The organism is Kitasatospora sp. NPDC002543, assembly GCF_053594915.1.
This window is the reverse complement of the sequence record NZ_JBSFWR010000059.1, coordinates 13,530-30,991: the sequence shown is the minus strand read 5'-3', so window position 1 is coordinate 30,991 and position 17,462 is coordinate 13,530. Positions and strand designations below refer to the sequence as shown.

12 protein-coding genes are annotated in these 17,462 nt (G+C 74.1%); 6 read left to right on the top strand and 6 right to left on the bottom strand.

The window, feature by feature from the left end; translation table 11 throughout:
* Nucleotides 1-31 precede the first annotated feature (31 nt).
* A complete protein-coding gene (locus tag ACWD4P_RS23610; protein WP_449780938.1) occupies nt 32-1,537 on the bottom strand; it encodes a serine hydrolase domain-containing protein in 1,506 nt (501 codons plus the stop codon).
* 541 nt (nt 1,538-2,078) lie between these two features.
* On the opposite strand from ACWD4P_RS23610, the gene tdh reads away from it, so the two are divergent.
* Both tdh and ACWD4P_RS23600 read left to right on the top strand, forming a co-directional pair.
* On the top strand, nt 2,079-3,107 hold the full coding sequence (gene tdh / locus ACWD4P_RS23605; RefSeq protein ID WP_359829015.1) for an L-threonine 3-dehydrogenase: 1,029 nt from the start codon (nt 2,079-2,081) through the stop codon (nt 3,105-3,107).
* Between the two features lie 30 nt (nt 3,108-3,137).
* The gene (locus ACWD4P_RS23600) at nt 3,138-4,331 is read left to right on the top strand and encodes a glycine C-acetyltransferase (RefSeq protein WP_380704996.1); all 1,194 of its coding nucleotides are present in this window, start codon (nt 3,138-3,140) and stop codon (nt 4,329-4,331) included.
* A 197-nt stretch (nt 4,332-4,528) separates the two neighbouring features.
* Here the strand turns inward: ACWD4P_RS23600 and ACWD4P_RS23595 are convergent, their stop codons facing one another.
* The 4 genes from ACWD4P_RS23595 to ACWD4P_RS23580 all read right to left on the bottom strand — a co-directional run bounded on the left by ACWD4P_RS23595 (nt 4,529) and on the right by ACWD4P_RS23580 (nt 10,836).
* Complete coding sequence (locus tag ACWD4P_RS23595; RefSeq protein ID WP_449780937.1) at nt 4,529-6,106, bottom strand: hypothetical protein; 1,578 nt, start codon at nt 6,104-6,106, stop codon at nt 4,529-4,531.
* 153 nt (nt 6,107-6,259) lie between these two features.
* Nucleotides 6,260-7,645: a TolB family protein gene (locus ACWD4P_RS23590; protein WP_449780936.1), complete on the bottom strand. Its 1,386-nt coding sequence runs from the start codon at nt 7,643-7,645 to the stop codon at nt 6,260-6,262.
* A 151-nt stretch (nt 7,646-7,796) separates the two neighbouring features.
* Nucleotides 7,797-9,236: a hypothetical protein gene (locus ACWD4P_RS23585; protein ID WP_449780935.1), complete on the bottom strand. Its 1,440-nt coding sequence runs from the start codon at nt 9,234-9,236 to the stop codon at nt 7,797-7,799.
* Nucleotides 9,237-9,387: 151 nt separating this feature from the next.
* A complete protein-coding gene (locus ACWD4P_RS23580) occupies nt 9,388-10,836 on the bottom strand; it encodes a TolB family protein (RefSeq protein WP_449780934.1) in 1,449 nt (482 codons plus the stop codon).
* Between the two features lie 226 nt (nt 10,837-11,062).
* On the opposite strand from ACWD4P_RS23580, the gene ACWD4P_RS23575 reads away from it, so the two are divergent.
* The gene (locus ACWD4P_RS23575) at nt 11,063-11,974 is read left to right on the top strand and encodes a LysR family transcriptional regulator (RefSeq protein ID WP_359829952.1); all 912 of its coding nucleotides are present in this window, start codon (nt 11,063-11,065) and stop codon (nt 11,972-11,974) included.
* Nucleotides 11,975-12,037: 63 nt separating this feature from the next.
* Here the strand turns inward: ACWD4P_RS23575 and ACWD4P_RS23570 are convergent, their stop codons facing one another.
* Complete coding sequence (locus ACWD4P_RS23570; protein ID WP_449780933.1) at nt 12,038-13,042, bottom strand: hypothetical protein; 1,005 nt, start codon at nt 13,040-13,042, stop codon at nt 12,038-12,040.
* Between the two features lie 315 nt (nt 13,043-13,357).
* Between ACWD4P_RS23570 and ACWD4P_RS23565 the strand changes: the two genes are divergently transcribed.
* The 3 genes from ACWD4P_RS23565 (at nt 13,358) to ACWD4P_RS23555 (ending at nt 17,437) form a co-directional block, all read left to right on the top strand.
* On the top strand, nt 13,358-14,926 hold the full coding sequence (locus ACWD4P_RS23565) for a DUF3604 domain-containing protein (RefSeq protein ID WP_449780932.1): 1,569 nt from the start codon (nt 13,358-13,360) through the stop codon (nt 14,924-14,926).
* 67 nt (nt 14,927-14,993) lie between these two features.
* On the top strand, nt 14,994-15,785 hold the full coding sequence (locus ACWD4P_RS23560; protein WP_449780931.1) for a polysaccharide lyase: 792 nt from the start codon (nt 14,994-14,996) through the stop codon (nt 15,783-15,785).
* Nucleotides 15,786-15,874: 89 nt separating this feature from the next.
* Nucleotides 15,875-17,437: an ABC transporter substrate-binding protein gene (locus ACWD4P_RS23555; RefSeq protein ID WP_449780930.1), complete on the top strand. Its 1,563-nt coding sequence runs from the start codon at nt 15,875-15,877 to the stop codon at nt 17,435-17,437.
* The last annotated feature ends 25 nt before the right edge of the window (nt 17,438-17,462 follow it).

The window sequence follows — 17,462 nt, the reverse complement described above, 5'->3', positions numbered from 1 at the left end:
CCGGTGGGGTCGGGCAGCCCCGCACGGTGGTTCAGGAGACGTGCAGCGTGGGTGCGGGCGAGGTGGCCCCGGTCTCCGTGGGCGAGACCCCGGGCGACGGCGAGGCGGTGGGCGAGACCGTCGGGGACGGTGACGGGGACGGTGACGGGGATGCCGTGGGCGAGCCCGTCGGAGAAGCGGTCGGTGAGCCCGTCGGGGAGGCGGTCGGGGACGGGGAGGCCGTCGACGAGCCCGCGGCGGGCGGAGTGGGCAGGGTGTAGACGTTGTTCGGCGAGACGATCTGGGTGATCGCCCGCGCCAGGAACGTCGAGGGCTCCGACTGGTCGTGCGTGATGTCGGTGTTGAGCAGGATGACCAGGCTGGCCTTGGCCTGCGGCAGGTAGATCACCACGCTCTCGTACCCGGGCAGCGAGCCGTTGTGACCGATCCACCCGTGGGTGGTGAACACCCCGAAACCGTAGCCGAGGTCGGGGGTGTCCCCGGTGGACTTGAACTTCAGCCGCTCCGCCTGGGTGGCGGGCTTGAGCAGCGGTTCGCCGGTGGCCAGCTCCTTCGACCAGGTCTGGAGGTCGGCGAGGGTGGAGATGACGGCGCCCGCCGCCCAGCCCCAGGACGGGTTCCAGTCGGTGGCGTCCTCGACCGCGCCGCTGGCCGTCTGGTTGGTGTAGCCGTGGGCGTGCGGGTCCGGGAAGGCCGCGTCGGTCGGCAGGCTCGTCCTGGTGAGCCCGGCCGGGTCGAAGACCTGGGCCTTCAGGAAGTCGTTGAGAGGCTGCCCGCCGACCTTCTCGACCACCAGCCCGAGCAGGATCAGGTTGGTGTTGGAGTACTCGAACTTGGCGTCCGGCGCGAAGTTCGCCGGGTGCTTGAACGCGTACCCGAGCAGTTCGGACGGGGGGAACGGCCGGGTCGGGTCGTTGAAGAACGCCTGCTGGAAACCGGAGTCCAGGGTGTAGTTGAACAGGCCGCTGCGCATGTCGCCGAGCTGGCGCAGGGTGATCCCGTCGCCGCCGGGCACGTTCGGCACGTACTTGGAGACGGGGTCGTCCAGGCTCAGCTTGCCCTGGTCCACGAGCCGCAGGATGCCGGTGGCCGTGAAGGTCTTGGTCACGCTGCCGATCCGCATGTACAGGTCCGGGGACATCGCCGTCCCGGTGTCCTTGTCGGCGACTCCGAAGGCACGCTGGTAGCTGCCGTCGGGGGTGGTGTAGCCGACGATCACCCCGGGGATGGAGACCTGGCTCATCACCTGCTTGATCGCGGTGTCCAGCCGGCTCGTGACGTCCGGGGTGAGTGCCACGACCCCGCCGGTGGGGCTGCCGGTCGGGGAGGGGCTGAGCGCGGCCGGCTCGGCGGTGACCGCCGGATCGGCCTTCTTCACGGGCTCGGAGCCCCCGGAACAGGCGGAGACGGCGAGCAGGCCGCTCAGCGCGAGGGCGGCGGAGGCCACCCGTACGGACCGGGGGACGGCCGGGCGCGGAGGGCGGGCCGCCGGTACGGAGCGGGGGACGGCCGGTCGGGGCCGCCGGGTGTCGGTCATCGGCGCAGTCGGGCCTCTCTGGGGCGGACGGCCCCTTGGCGGAGGGCCCCGGAGCGCGGCTCGGCCTGGCCGGAGCGCTGCTCCACGGGGCCGCGGGGGGAGCGCCGCCACCGTAAGCACCCGGGTGGTGCGGCCGCGCGCGGGTCGGTGCCCGGCTGGACCGAACGGGAGCACGGTCAGCCGAGTGCCCCGCCCGGCTGGCGGACCGCGGCCGGGCACCCCCGGTCGGGCCCGCCGCCGGGCACCCCCGGTCGGGCCCCGGCCTGCCCTGTCCGGCCCCCGTCCGGTGTCGCGCGGACCGCCCCCGCGCTCGGCCGGACGGGTGAGCACCGGCATGCCGCACCCGCCGTCGGCCGCCGCTCGGGCACGATCGTTCAGCCCAGCTGTGGCCGCCCTTAAGAATTCCTCGATGGACCGCACCCCCTCCGACCAGGCAGATTTCTGCCTGCCCGGAGCGTGCCCGTCAGGAGCGGCCGAACCGGGCTCCTCCGGCCTGCCCCCGCGACCCGCAGGCCGCCCCACCCGCACGTCAGGAGCCGCCGTGAAGGCACTCGTCAAGCAGCAGGCCGAGCCCGGGCTCTGGCTGATGGACGTCCCCATGCCCGAGATCGGCCCCGGCGAGGTGCTGATCAAGGTGCTGCGGACCGGCATCTGCGGCACCGACCTGCACATCCGCAAGTGGGACGGCTGGGCCCAGCAGACCATCAGGACACCGCTGGTGCTGGGCCACGAGTTCGTCGGCGAGGTCGCCGAGATCGGCGCCGGGGTCGCGGACATCGCGATCGGCGACCTGGTCAGCGGCGAGGGCCACCTGGTCTGCGGCAAGTGCCGCAACTGCCTGGCCGGGCGCCGCCACCTGTGCCGCAACACCGTCGGCCTGGGCGTCAACCGCGACGGCGCCTTCGCCGAGTACGTGGCCCTGCCCGCCTCCAACGTCTGGGTGCACCGGGTGCCGGTCGACCTGGACGTGGCCGCGATCTTCGACCCGTTCGGCAACGCCGTGCACACCGCGCTGTCCTTCCCGCTGGTCGGCGAGGACGTGCTGGTCACCGGCGCCGGCCCGATCGGCATCATGGCCGCCGCCGTCGCCAAGCACGCCGGCGCCCGCAACGTGATGATCACCGACGTCTCGCCGTACCGCCTGGACCTGGCCCGCGAGGTCGGCGTGACGCTGGCGCTCGACGTCTCCCAGCACACCATCGAGGAGGGCCAGCGGAAGCTCGGCCTGCGCGAGGGCTTCGACGTCGGCCTGGAGATGTCCGGCCGGCCCGAGGCGATGCAGTCGATGATCGCCAACATGACCCACGGCGGGAAGATCGCCATGCTCGGCCTGCCCGCCGAGCAGTTCCCGGTGGACTGGGCCTCGATCGTCACGTCGATGATCACCATCAAGGGCATCTACGGCCGCGAGATGTTCGAGACCTGGTACGCGATGTCCGTGCTGCTGGAGGGCGGCCTGGACCTCAGCCCGGTGATCACCGGCCGCTACGCCGCCACCGACTTCGAGGCCGCCTTCGACGACGCCGCGGGCGGCAACTGCGGCAAGATCATCCTCGACTGGACCGCCTGAGCCACCCCGCCGACGCAAAAGGAGCCTGCTGTGTTCGACAACGTGCGCGCCGACATCGCCACGACCCTCGACGAGATCCGCGAGGCCGGCCTGTTCAAGCCCGAGCGGGTGATCGGCTCCCCGCAGAGCGCCGCGGTCACCGTGACCGCCGGCGGCCGCCCGGGCGAGGTGCTGAACTTCTGCGCCAACAACTACCTCGGCCTGGCCGACCACCCCGAGGTGCTCGCCGCGGCCAAGGACGCCCTGGACCGCTGGGGCTACGGGATGGCCTCGGTCCGCTTCATCTGCGGCACCCAGGACGTCCACAAGGAGCTGGAGGACCGCCTCTCGGCCTTCCTCGGCCAGGAGGACACGATCCTCTACTCCTCCTGCTTCGACGCCAACGGCGGCGTCTTCGAGACCCTGCTGGACGACCGCGACGCCGTCATCTCCGACGCGCTGAACCACGCCAGCATCATCGACGGCATCCGGCTCAGCAAGGCCCGCCGCCACCGCTACGCCAACCGCGACCTGGCCGACCTGGAGAAGCAGCTCCAGGACACCCAGGACGCCCGCCGCCGACTGATCGTCACCGACGGCGTGTTCTCGATGGACGGCTACGTCGCCCCGCTGCGCGAGATCTGCGACCTGGCCGACCGCTACGACGCCATGGTCATGGTGGACGACTCGCACGCCGTCGGCTTCGTCGGCGCGGGCGGCCGCGGCACCCCCGAGCTGCACGGCGTGATGGACCGCGTGGACATCATCACCGGCACCCTCGGCAAGGCCCTCGGCGGCGCCTCCGGCGGCTACGTCGCCGCCCGCCGCGAGATCGTCGCCCTGCTGCGCCAGCGCTCCCGCCCGTACCTGTTCTCCAACTCGCTGGCCCCGGTGATCGCGGCCGCCTCGCTCAAGGTGCTCGACCTGGTCGAGAAGTCCAACGAGCTGCGCGAGCGGCTGGCGGCCAACACCGCGCTGTTCCGCACGAAGATGACCGAGGCCGGGTTCGAGATCCTGCCCGGCGACCACCCGATCGCCCCGGTGATGATCGGCGACGCGGCCAAGGCCGGCCGGCTCGCCGAACTGCTGCTGGAGCGCGGCGTGTACGTCATCGGCTTCTCCTACCCGGTGGTGCCGCACGGCCAGGCCCGGATCCGGGTGCAGCTGTCCGCGGCGCACTCCACCGAGGACGTCGAGCGCGCCGTCGCCGCCTTCGTCGACGCCCGCGCCGCACTGGGCGAGTAGCCCCGAAGAGCTGCCCGTGGGCCGGACCGCTCGGAACCGGACCGGCCCACGGGCTCACGACCGCCGTGCGGCGGGGGCGATTCGATTCGCCTCCGCCGCACGGCCCGCACACCACCTGCCCCACCCTCCCGCACGGGGGCGGGACGCCGGCCCGGCCGACGTCCCGCCCCCGTCGTGGTTCCCGGGGTGTGATCGGGCTACTGCTGGTCGTCGTCCTCGCCCTGGTCGTCGTCGCCCGCGTGGAGCCGGGTGGGCTTGGCGAAGACCTGGGAGCCCTCGACCGCCGGGCCGTCGGTGCCGGCCACCAGGTTGCCGCTGGTCGAGTCGAACAGCACGGTCCTGCCGTTGGCCGACACGTACGGGTCGTTCGACGAGCCGTTGCCGAACGAGCCGTCGGGCGCGGTGGAGACCCGCTCGGTGCGGCCGGTGCGCAGGTCCTGGCGGTAGACGTCCCAGCCCGGGTGCTGCGGGCCCGCCACCAGGTTGTCGGCGGCGGAGGAGAAGTAGACCCAGCGGTGGTCGGCGGTGACGCTGGGGTGGCCGGAGGAGCCGACCGAACTGGTGCCGGGCAGGCCGCCGCTGATCCGCGTCACGGTGCCCGTCCGCAGGTCCCGGACGTGCAGCACGGTGTGGTAGCGGTGACCGTTGGTCGAGCCGCCGAGCTCGGGCAGGCCGTAGACCGCGTACCGGCCGTCGGGGCTGATGGTGGCGTCGAAGGCCGCACTGGTGAGCTTGCCCGCGGTGTCGTAGCTCGCGGGCGAGATCGTCCGGGAGGCGACGTCGTAGGTGTAGTAGGTGGCGGTGGTCGGGCGGGCCAGGAGCACCGACGGCGCGGCGGGCGGGGCCGCCTCGGCGCCGGGGGGCAGGTCGACGTCGCCGGCGGTGAGGGACGCGGCCGGGTCGGGCGTCTCCTCGGACGGCAGCAGCGCGGAGATCGAGCCGAAGCCGATGGTCCGGCCGTCCGTGCTGATCGTCGGGCGGAAGGACGTGCTCTCGCCCGCCCGGCCGTTGTAGTCGCGGGAGACCAGCCGGGTGGTGTGGGTCCAGCGGTCGGTGAGGTAGACGTTGATCTTCCAGGTGTAGGGCCTGGCGAGCGAGGGGCCGGCGGTGGGCTCCGTGCCGGGCTCCGTGCCGGGCTCCGTGCCGGGCTCCGTGCCGGGCTCCGGCTCCGGCGGCACGACGGTCGGATCCAGGTCGTTCCGCGAGGACACGTAGACCACGTACCGGCCGTTCCCGCTGACCTGCGCGTTGTACGAGGAGTGGTACTGGTCCTTGTCGGTGTCGGTGGGGCTGCTGCTGACCAGCTCGGTGCGGCCGGTCCTGCGGTCCCTGATGTACACCTCGGTGCGGTCCTTGACCTGCGCGCCGGGCGCCACGTTCTCGCCGTCGCTCTCGAAGACGACGTAGCGGCCGTCGGCGCTGATCCCGGCCTGGTCGGTCGAGCCGCTCGGCGCCGCGCCCGAGTCGGACAGGTTGACCTGCTCGACGCGGCCGGTGCGCAGGTCCTTCACATAGGCGTTGCTCCAGCCCACCGGGGGCTGGGGCAGCAGGTTCGTGGCCCGGGACGTGAACAGGGCGTAGCGGCCGTCGGCGCTGAGGCCCTGGGCCGCGGACGGGAAGTCCGGCGCGGTGCCGTTCACCCCGGCGCTGACCTGGACGGTGCCCCGCGGCCGCGGGGCGGCCTGGGCGGGCGCGGCGGTGACGGCCAGGACGGCGGCGGCGGCCAGGACGCTGCCGGCGCCCGACAGCCACCGGTTGCGGGTGGTACGTGTCATGAGGTGTTCCTCCCCAATGGTCGCCCGGCCGGGCTCCCTCCCGGCGACGGGCTTTCGCAGAGCCAATCGTCGGGAGGGCCGAGGGGTCAACGTCCGTGGGTGATGTCGGCGGAAAATACGTCAACGGACGTATGGGGAAAGGGAATCAGGCCATCACAGGTGCCGCACGACGACGTCCGTGGCGGCGTTGGTGTCGCCCGGCACCAGGTTGCCGTCGGCGGAGCTGAAGAGCACCGTGCCACCGGTGGCGTCCACGGACGCGCCCAGCGAGTCGGCGGTGCCCTGCGCGCCGTCCCGGGTGAGGCTGACGCGTTCGATCCGGCCGGTCCACAGGTCCCGTCGGAACACGTCGCTGACGCCGTTGGTGTCGTCGGGGACGAGGTTGTCCGCGCTGGAGTCGAAGTAGACCCAGCGGCCGTCGGCGGTCATGGCGGGGGCGCCGGCCCCGGCCTCGGTCGTGGTGCCGGGCAGACCGGCGTTGGCCCGGGTCAGACCGCCGGTGTCCAGGTCCCGGACGTAGAGGTCCATCCGGAACCGGTTCGAGCCGGGCCCTCCGATGCGGAACGGCAGGGCGAACAGGGCGTGCCTGCCGTCGGGGCCGAGCCGGGCGCCGACGGCGACGCCGCGCAGGGTGCCCTCCTCGTCCAGGCTGGCGCCGGAGACCTTGCCGGTGTCGGCCTTCCAGACGAAGTACGGGTAGAAGCGGGCCGGGGCCAGCCCGGGTGCTCCGTCCTCGGCAGCGGTGGGGGTGGTGGCGGTGGGGGTGGCAGCGGCGGCCGGGGCCTCCGGCAGCAGGTTGCTCGCCAGGGAGGTGAAGCCGACGGTGGAGCCGTCGGCGCTGATCGTCACCCCGTACGAGGTGTTGTTCGCGGCCTCGCCGTCCACGCCGGTGGTGACCACCCGAGTGGTGCCGGTACGGCGGTCGGTGACCAGGACGTTGAAGTAGCGCGGGTTCGAGCCCGGGGCGAGATCGGCGCGGTTGGACAGGTAGGCGACGTAGCGGCCGTCCCGGCTGATGGACGGGCTGTCGGAGTACCCGCCGCCACCGGGCCCCGCGGTGACCAGTTCGGTGTGCCCGGTCCAGCGGTCGCGGACGAAGACGTCGCTGGGGTGGGAGGGTTGGTCGGGCACCACGTTGGTGGCGGTGGTGCTGAAGGCCACGTAGCGGCCGTCGCCGCTGATCGAGGCCGTGGTGGTGGGGGCGTTCAGCGGGGAGCCGTCGTCGGCGACGCTGACCCGCTCGATGTGCCCGTTGCGCAGGTCGCGGACGTACACCTCGTCGGAGTTCGGGGTGCCGGCCACGGGCAGCAGGTCGGTGGCGGCGGAGGTGAAGAGCGCGGAGCGGCCGTCCTCGCTCAGCCCGAGGGCCGACGAACTCCCCTTGAGCTGCTCGCCCTTGGGGCCCTCGCTGATCCGGGCGGTGTCGCCCTTGGGCGGCTTGGCCTCGGCGGCGGGCAGCGCGGCGCCGGCGGCCACGGCGGTGGCCGCCAGCAGTGCGGCGGCACGGGCGAGCCGTCGGCGGGCGGGTGCGTGCGTCATGGTCGGTCCTCCCCTGGTGGCGGTCCCGGGCCCACGGCCCCCGCGGCCCGGTCGGGGAGAGCCAAGCGTCGTACGGGTGGTCGGTCAACGACCGGTGGCGATTCCGTTCGGAAATACGCCACCGGTCGTATGCGGCAAGGGAGTCAGGGCGTCACAGGTGGCGCACGAAGACGTCGAGCACCTCGTTGGTGTCGCCCGGGACGAGGTCGCCGTCGTCGGCGTTGAAGAGCACCGTGCCGCCGGTGGCGTCCACGAACGGGCTGTAGGACGAGGACGTGCTCTGCGTGCCGTCCCGGGTGAGACTGACCCGCTCGATCCGGCCGGTCCACAGGTCCCGTCGGAACACGTCGCTCACGCCGTTGGTGTCGCCGGGGACGAGGGTGGCGGCGCTGGAGTCGAAGTAGACCCAGCGGCTGTCGGCCGTCATCACGCCGCCGGAGGAGGACCACTGGGTGCCGGTGCCCGGCAGGTCGGTGTTGACCTTGGTGACCTTGCCGGTGGCCAGCTCCCGGACGTACACGTCCAGCCGGATGCCGTGGGCCGGGCCGGGGGAGCCGCCGACGAACACCGGGAGGCTGTAGATCGCGTAGCGGCCGTCCGGGCTGACCTTGGCGTCGTACGAGACGCCGGTCAGCTCGCCGGCGCCGTCCAGGCTGCCGCCGACGATCTTTCCGGTGTCCGCCTTCCAGACGTAGAACGGGTAGTAGTGGGGGCCCACCAGGGACGGCCCGGGGCCGGCCTCCGAGGGGTCCGCGCCGGCGGGGTCGGTGCCTGCGGGCTCGGTGGCGGCGGGGTCGGCGGTGGCGGGGTCGGCCGGCGGCTCCGGCAGCAGGTTGCCGGCCCGGGAGGTGAAGCCGACGGTGGAGCCGTCCGCGCTGATCGTCGGGGCGAAGGAGTTGTTGTTCGCGCCCTCGCCGTCCGTGCCGACGGTGACCAGCCGGCTGGTGTGGGTCCAGCGGTCGGTGACGTAGACGTTGTTCTTGCCGCGCCGTACGGTGCCCGGGGCGAGGTCGCCGCGGTTGGAGACGTAGGCGACGTAGCGGCCGTCCCGGCTGATGCTGGGGCTGATGGCCCCGAACGGGCTCTGGTCGCCGTTGCCCGGCAAGGCGGGGGCGGTGACCAGTTCGGTGTGCCCGGTCCAGCGGTCGCGGACGAAGACGTCGCTGGGGTGGGAGGGTTGGTCGGGCACCACGTTGGTGGCGGTGGTGCTGAAGGCCACGTAGCGGCCGTCGCCGCTGATCGAGGCCATGCTGGTGGGGGCGTTCAGCGGGGAGCCGTCGTCGGCGACGCTGACCCGCTCGATGTGCCCGTTGCGCAGGTTCCGGACGTACACCTCGTCGGAGTTCGGGGTGCCGGCCACGGGCAGCAGGTCGGTGGCGGCGGAGGTGAAGAGCGCGGAGCGGCCGTCCTCGCTCAGCCCGAGCGGGGTCGAGTAGGCGTTGAGCTGCTCGCCCTTGGGGCCCTCGCTGATCCGGGCGGTGTCGCCCTTGGGCGGCTTGGCCTCGGCGGCGGGCATCGCGGTGCCGGCCACGGCGGCGGCCGCCAGGACGGCGGCGGTGCGGGCCGCCCATCTGCGGGTGCGTGCGGTCATGGCTGGTCCTCCCCTGTGATCGCCCGGCCGGGCTCCCTCCCGGCGGCGGGCTCTCGCAGAGCCAACCGCCGGGAGGGCCGGTGGTCAACGGGCTCGGGTGATCCCGTCGGGAAATACGTCAACAGGCGTATTCCGCAGGGGAGTCAGGCGCTCACAGCCGGCGCCGGAAGACGTCCGTGGTGGCGCTGTCGACGACGGGCGCCAGGTTGCCGTCCTCGGCGCTGAACAGCAGGGTCGTGTCCTCGTCGTCGACCTGGGGGAAGAACGCGGAGGTGGTGCTCTGCGAGCCGTCCTGGGTGAGGGAGACCCGCTCGGTGAGCCCGGTGCGGGGGTCGGTGCGGAAGATGTCGGCCTGGCCGTTGGTGTCACCGGGGACGAGGTCGGTGACCTCGGAGGTGAAGTACACCCAGCGGTCGCTCAGCGGCATCACGGGGTCGTACGACGACTCGAGGGTGCTGCCGGACAGCGGTTTGTCGACCTTGGTGGTCGCGCCGGTGGCCAGTTCGCGGACGTAGACGTCCTGGTGGCGGCCGTGCGAGCCGGGCCGGCCGCCCTCCTCGAAGACGGTGTAGACCGCGTAGCGGCCGGAGGGGCTGACCCGCCCGTCGTTGCCGGCGCCGACGAGCTCGCCGGCCGCGTCCCGGCTGACGCCGGTGATCTTCCCGGTGCGGGCCTCCCAGACGTAGTACGGGTAGGCGCGGATCCCGGCCAGCTCGGCGCGGGCGCCGGCGGTGTGCGGGGCCCGCGCGGCCCCGGCTTCGGACGCGTCGGCGTCGTCGGCGGCGGTAGCAGCAGCAGCGGCGGCGGGCTCGGGCGGGGTCCCGTCGGCCGGGAGCAGGTTGCCGGCCCGCGAGGTGAAGCCGATGACGCTGCCGTCGGCGCTGATCGTCGGGCGGGAGGAGTTGTTGTCGGCCGGGGCGCCGTCCGCGCCGGTGGAGACCAGCCGGGTGGTGCGGGTCCAGCGGTCGGTGACGAAGACGTTGAACTTGCCGCGGCGCACGCCGGGGGCGAGGTCGGTGCGGTCGGAGGAGTAGACCACGTAGCGGCCGTCCGCGCTGATGGCGGCGTTGAAGGCGTTGCGGCCGCTCTGGTCGTCTCCCGCGCCGGAGGCGCCGTCGCCGGCGGTGACCAGCTCGGTGCGGCCGGTCCGGCGGTCGCGGACGAAGACGTCGGTGGGGTGCTTCGACTGGCCCGGCACCACGTTGCCGGCGTAGCTGCTGAACACCACGTACCGGCCGTCGCCGCTGATCGCCGCGTCGTTGCTGCCGGCGTCCAGCGCGGAGCCGTCCGGGGCGACGCTGATCCGCTCGGTGTGGCCGTTGCGCAGGTCCCGGACGTAGACGTCGCCCACGGCCCCGGCCCCGCCGGGCAGCAGGTTGGTCGCCGACGAGGAGAACAGCGCGTACCGGCCGTCGCCGCTCAGGCCGAGCGCGAGCGAGGGCCCGTCCAGCGCCTCGCCCTTGGCGCCCTCGCTGACCCGGGCGGTGTCGCCCTTGGGCGGCCTGGCCTCGGCGGTGGGCATCGCGGCCCCGGCCACGGCGGCGGCCACCAGGACGGCGGCGGTACGGGCCAGTCGGCGCCGGGTGCGTGCGGTGGTCATCGATCATCCTCCCCAGATGACGGTCCCGGGCCCTCGGCCCCCCGTGGCCCGGTCGGTACGACCCAAGCGCCGCACGGGTGGTCGGTCAACGACCTGGAGCGATCTCGTCCGGAAATGCGCCACCGGCGGTGCCTCCGGCGGCCCCCGCGGCCGAAACCGCTGCTCCGGAGGGGTCCGGTCGCTCAGCCCGGGCCGGACCGCCGCGCCGCGCTGGCAGAATTGGTCCGTGATCGACGCACGACGGCTGCGGACCCTGCGGGCCGTGGCGGACCACCGCACCGTGACCGCCGCGGCGGCCGCCCTCTACCTGACCCCCTCCGCGGTCTCCCAGCAGCTGGCCGCCCTGGAACAGGAGACCGGCCACCACCTGCTCGCCCGGGAGGGCCGGGGCGTGCGGCTGACCGCCGCCGGGGAGATCCTGCTCGGCCACGCCGACGTGGTGCTCGCCCAGCTGGAACGCGCCGAGGCCGACCTCGCCGCGTACAGCGCGGGCGTGTCCGGGGAGGTCACCGTCGCCTCCTTCGCGACCGCCATCGCCTCCGTGCTCGCCCCCGCCGTCGGCCTGCTCGCCGAACGCGCGCCGGGGGTGCGGCTCAAGGTGCTGGACGCCGAGGGCGACGCCAGCCTGCCGATGGTGCTGGACGGCCGGGCCGATCTCGCGGTGGCCGTCGAGTACCGGGGCGCCCCGCGCGCCGACGACGCCCGGCTGACCCGGGTGCCGCTGTACGCCGAGCCCTTCGAGGCGGTCCTGCCGCTCGGCCACCGGCTGGCCGCCGAGTCCGGCCCGCTGGCCGTCGCCGCGCTGGCCGACGAGCCGTGGATCGGGCCGTACCCGGGCAACCCCTGCCACGACGTGGTGCTGCTGGCCTGCGAGCACGCCGGGTTCCAGCCCCGGCTGCTGCACTCCTCCGACGACTTCCGGGCGGTGGTGGCGCTCGCCTCGGCGGGCCTGGGGGTGGCGCTGGTGCCGCGCTCGGCGCTGCGCGGCGTCGACCTCGGCGAGGTCGCGGTGCGCCCGGTGGACAGCGAGCTCGCCACCCGGCGGGTCTTCGCCGCCGTCCGGGCCGGCGCCGACGGCCACCCGCTGGTCCGGCCGGTCCTGGACTCCCTCGCCGAAGCCGCCGCCGCGGCCGCCTGAGCGGGCCGGGGCCGGGCGGGGGCCGGCCGGGCCTGGCGGGGCCTGGCGGGGCCTGGCGGGGCCTCAGGCCACCGGGCTGCCGTCGGGCCGTACGCCGGCGAACTCGTCCAGGACGGCGACCCGCAGCTCGTGGGCGCCGTCCGGGCGGCTCTGCTCGTAGTAGAGGTACCAGCGGCCGCGGGCGGGGACCAGGTCGGCGTAGCGGACGTCCAGCCAGGGGCCGTCCGGGGTGAGGCGCCGCCACTCGCGCAGGTCGGCGGAGGCGGCCAGGCCGCAGCGCTCCTCGTAGTTGCCGGCGGCGTCCGCCGAGCCGTCGTAGAGCGCGAGCCAGCCGCCCCGGCCGTCGGGGAGGACGGTGGTGATCCGGGACTCGTAGCCGTCCCAGGCGCCCGCCGGGCCGACGTCCAGGGCCTCGGCGGCGCGGCCCCGCGGGGCGTCGAAGCGCAGCCCGTCGGGGGAGATCGCCAGCGCGGTGGGCTGGACGGTGAGGCCGGTGGTGTGGATGTCGGCGTCGGCGTGGGCGCGGGCGCGCTCCTCGGGGGTGAACGGCCGGGCGCGGGAGACGGTGGTGAACAGGTGGACGCCGGCGTCGGTCCGCAGCAGGTACGGGTCCTTGACGCCCTCGGTGCCGGTGGTCGCGGCGGTGAGTACGGGGGTGCGGCCGGCGAGGTCGAAGGAGGCGGGATCGTCGGCGCTCAGGGCGTCGACGCGCCAGCGGTTGTCGACCGGGTCGACGTAGCTGAGGTGGAGCAGGTAGCCGTCGTCGCGGCGCAGCAGGGCGGACCGCTCCATCGAGGGGGAGTCCAGTTCGTCGCGCCGCACGGACCACAGGTCGTCGAAGGCGATGCCGTCGGTGCTCCCGGCGACGGCGCAGCGCCAGCCGCGGTCGGGGCCGCCGGCCGCGCCGCGCGGGCGGCGTTCGCGGTAGGTGAGCAGGAAGCGGTCGCGGTCCGGTTCGTAGCGGACGCCGGGGCAGCCGGCCCAGTAGCCGGGTTCGGGGTGCTCGGGGCCGCGGACCAGGTGGGAGGCGCGGAGGTCGGGGGCGGCGGGCAGGGCGGGGTGCGGCATCGGAACCGTCCTTCGGGGCTGGGGGAGGCGCTCGGGGCAGGGCCTCGGCCGGCGGTGGAGCCGGGAGCTGAGAGGTTTCTATCAGATCGGTCAAAAGTCCGGGCAGGCTTCGACGGTCGCTGGTCGACTCGCTGACCAGCACCGTACTGTCTCCACCAGCGGATCTTCTGTGAAGGTGATGTTTCGCCCGATGGCGATCGCGCGACACCGGCCGAACATCCCTTGACCGTCCCCGGGAGAACGCGGCTAACTTTTTCTCAGAGTCGATCAAACAGGGATCGGCCCGGCCGACCCGACCCGAGGAAGCCCGCCCCGATGACCGCCCCCACCACCGACACGCCCGGCTACGCCGGCCTGGGCCTGTACGTCGGCGACCTCCACAACCACTGCGGCATCAGCTACGGCCACGGGAGCATCGAGGACGCCTACGCCAACGCCCGGCTCCAGCTCGACTTCGCCAGCGTCACCGGCCACGGCTGGTGGCCCGACCTGCCGGAGCGCACCCCCGAGCTGGCGGGCCTGGTCGACTACCACACCGAGGGCTTCGCCCGGCTGGCCCGGCTCTGGGACCACGTCCAGGAGGTCACCGCCGCCGCGCACGAGGACGGCCGCTTCGTCACCTTCCAGTCCTTCGAATGGCACAGCCTCGCGTACGGCGACCACTGCGTGTACTTCGACGGCCCGCGCGGCGAGATCATCCGGGCGGCCGACCTGGACGGACTGCGGGCCCGGCTGCGGGAGCTCGCCGCGCAGGGCGTGCGGACCTGGGCCCTGCCGCACCACATCGGCTACGGACCGGCCCGCCGCGGCATCGACTGGGCCTCCTACACCGAGGAGTTCGCCCCGGTGGTGGAGATGGTGTCGATGCACGGCTGCGCCGAGTCCGACGAGGCACCGCGCACCTACCTGCACACCATGGGCCCCCGCGCCGCCGCCGCGACGGCCGTCCACGGCCTGCGGCTGGGCCACCGCTTCGGGCTGATCGGCTCCACCGACCACCACAGCGCCTTCCCCGGCAGCCACGGGCACGGCCGGGTCGCGGTCTGGGCCCCGGAGCTGACCCGCGACGGCATCTGGAACGCCGTCCGGCAGCGCCGCACCTACGCGATCACCGGGGACCGCATCCTGCTCGCCACCTCCGTCAACGGCGCCCCGATGGGTGCGGAGACCGCCTCCGCCGACCGGCGCCGGATCCGGGTCACCGTGCGGGGCCTGGACGCCCTGGACCACGTGGAACTGCTGCGCAACGGCGTCCCGGTGCACCGGGTCAGCCGCCCCGAGCTCCTCTCCCGGGCCGCGGCCACGGACACCTTCACCGGCACCCTGGGCTTCGCCGTCGGCTGGGGCCGGCGGGGCGAGCCGACGCACTGGGACGTCACGCTGCGGGTCGAGGGCGGGCGGCTGCTGGACGTCCAGCCCCGGCTGCGCGGCCCGGAGACGGTCGCGCCGGCCGAGGCCGAGCCGGACACCTACCGGCCGTCCGCCTGGGAGCGCTCCGGGCCGGGCGAGGTCCGGCTGCGGACGGTCACCGACGGCAACCCCAACACCGCCACGGACAGCACCCAGGGCTTCTCCCTACGGGTCGAGGGCGACGCGCGGACCCGGCTGGTCGCCGTCGTGAACGGCGTCGAGACCGCCCACGCCGTCGGCGAGCTGCTGGCGGGCGCGCGGACCGGCTTCACCGGCGGGTTCGTCTCCGGCGCCTACCGCTTCGACCGCGCCGTGCCCGAGCAGGAGGCGGCCGCCGACTTCGAACTGACCGACGAACGCCCGGACGGCGACGGGGACTTCTACCACGTGCGGGTACGACAGCTGAACGACCAGTGGGCCTGGTCCAGCCCGACCTGGGTGGGAGCGGCCGACTCCTGTCGCCGGGCCGGCTGACCCGACCCCGGGTCAGCCGGCCCAGACCACCGGTCGCCCCGTCCCGAACCCCAGAAGGAGAAACGCCATGTCCCGCCTCCCCGGCCGCCTCGCCGCCGCCGTGCTCACCGCCGCCCTGGCCGTGACCGCCGCGCCCGCCCACGCCGCCGCCCCCGCCGCGTCCGCCCCCGTGCCCGCCGTCGTGTCCGGCACCGACGTCTTCACCGACGGCTTCGAGTCCGGCACCCTCTCCGCCTGGACCCGCCAGCGCGTCGACGGCAACGGCAGCATCACCGTGGCACCCGCCCCCGCCGGCGGCAGCGGCCAGGCCGCCCGCTTCACCGTGCCGAACGACGGCGCCTCCTACCGCTCCGAGGTCGCCGTCAACTCCCTCGGCTGGGGCAGCTACCGCTTCGCCCTCGCCGACTACCTGCCCGCCGACTGGGTGCGCACCCCCACCGAGACGATCCTCGCCCAGTGGCACGGCTACCCGCTCGCCGACGGCAGCGACACCAAGCCGCCGATCGCCCTCACCGTCAAGGACGGCAGCTGGCGGCTCAAGGTCCACTGGCTCACCGACCCCAGCACCGTCCAGGAGGCCGTCGTCCCGCTCGGCGACGTGCAGTTCGGCCACTGGAACCAGTGGGCCTTCGACATCACCTGGTCCACCGACACCACCCCCGGCGCCGTCACGGTCTACCGCGACGGCGTGCAGGTCGGCGCGTACAGCGGCCTCAACAACTACCACCAGAACCAGTCGCCGTACTTCAAGACCGGTATCTACCGGGCCAACTGGAACCCGGCGAAGAACATCCCCTACCCCACCGGCGGCCCCGACGTGGTGGCCTGGAGCGACAGCGTCGTCGTCACCCGGTACTGACCCCGAGTCACCCGGTACTGACCCCGAGGCGCCGGGAACCGCCCCCGGACCAGCCGACCGCCCCCGAGAACCGAAGAGGTAGCACCACCATGAGCGACGCGGCCCGCCACCGAGGCCTGCCCCGAAGAGGCTTCCTCGGCCTGAGCGCCGGAGCGGCCCTGCTGGCGGCGGGCTGCCGCTCCGCCACCGAGGACGCCGCCGGCGGGGGCGCGGCGCCCTCCGCCGCCTCCGCGCCGGACCTCCGGATCGTCTACGGCGCCGCCCCCGACCCCACCCAGCTGCTCCACCGCGGCCCGGACACCCCGGTGTTCGTCAACCTGGTGCTGGACCGGCTGGTCGACCTCGACCCGCAGACCCTCCAGCCGGTGCCCTGGCTGGCCACCTCCTGGGAGTGGAGCGCCGACCGCACCCGGCTCGTGCTCAAGCTGCGCGAGGACGTCACCTTCCACGACGGCCGCCCGCTGGACGCGGACGACGTCGTCTTCTCGCTCACCGGCGCCGCCAAGTCCTCCCAGGTCAAGCCGCTGCTGGAACGGCTCGCCGACATCCGGGCGAGCGCCCCCGGCGAAGTCACCCTCACCCTCGCCCGGCCCACCAGCAACCTGTTCGACGCGCTCGCCTTCAACCCCGTGGTGGACGCCCGCAGCTACGTCGACGGCAGGGCCGCCGACACCGTCAACGGCACCGGGCCCTTCACCTGGCAGGCCTTCAAGGGCGGCAACCAGCTCGACCTGGCCCGCAACGACCGCTACTGGCAGAGCGGCCGGCCCCACTTCGAACGGATCACCGTCCGCTCGGTGACCGGCAGCCAGGCCGCGCTGTCCGCCCTCCAGTCCGGACAGTCCCACCTGATCGGCGCGGTGCCCGGCCGCGACCTCAAGGTGCTCGGCGGCAACCCGGCCTTCACCGTCCAGTCCGCCCGGTCCTCCTACCAGCAGGCGTTCCTCGGCGTGAACGTCACCAGCCGGCCCTTCGACGACCGCCGGGTGCGCCAGGCCCTCCAGTACGCGGTGGACCGCGACCGCGTCGTCGCCCAGGTGTACGGCGGCCACGCCGAGGCGAGCAGCCTGCCCTGGCCCTCCAACACCCCCGGCGTCACCCCCGACCAGGTCACCCGCTACCCGCACGACCCGGAGAAGGCCCGCGGACTGCTCAGGGAGGCCGGGGCCGAGGGTGCCCGGGTGCCGCTCACCGCCGCCAACTCGCCGGTCTTCGCCTCCCTCGTGGAACTGGTCAAGTACGACCTGGAGCAGGCCGGGTTCGGCGTCGACGTCCAGCTGCTGGACAACGCCGCGCTCCAGCCGAAGATCCAACAGGGCACGCTGGAAGGGCTGTTCATCGCCAACCACGGCATGGTCAGCGTCTCCCCGCTGAGCGGGATCACCGTCTCCGGCCCGCTCCAGGTCGGCCGGAACACCTCCCACGTCACCGACCCCGCCTACGCCGAGCTCCAGACCCGCGCGTTCGCCGCCGCCGACGAGGGGGCCCGGGCCGACGTCAACCACGAACTGTCCGAGTACCTGCTCACCGAGTCCTTCCACATCACCCTCGCGCACGCCTGGGAGACGTACGCCCTCGCCTCCTCGGTGCGCGGCGTGGCCACCAGCGCGCTCGGCTACCTGCGGCTCGACGACACCCGCCGCACCGCCTGACGGGCCGCCCCGGGACGCCCCCCAC